General features: G+C 59.2%; 1 protein-coding gene. It reads left to right on the plus strand.

Features of this window, described 5'->3' with window-relative positions; genetic code table 11:
- On the plus strand, positions 1-265 hold a 265-nt coding region (locus SB765_RS30460; RefSeq protein ID WP_410932598.1), incomplete at both ends, for a hypothetical protein.

Genomic DNA, 265 nt, shown 5'->3' on the forward strand with positions numbered 1-265 from the left:
CCGACCGTCGTGCGCGGCAGTCACATCCGGTACTGGAAGCGTTTATCAGCCTGTTATCACTGCCTGACAGTCGCTTTGTGTCAGAGGATGTGCTGGCGCTGCTGGATGTGCCGGTGCTGGCGGCGCGGTTTGACATCACCGAAGAAGGGCTGCGTTATTTACGCCAGTGGGTCAACGAATCCGGCATTCGTTGGGGGATAGATGACGACAACGTTCGCGAGCTGGAACTCCCCGCCACCGGACAACACACCTGGCGATTTGGCCT

It is taken from the genome of Pseudomonas sp. SIMBA_067 (assembly GCF_046534675.1).
In the GTDB taxonomy this organism is placed as follows: Bacteria; Pseudomonadota; Gammaproteobacteria; order Pseudomonadales; family Pseudomonadaceae; genus Aquipseudomonas; species Aquipseudomonas putida.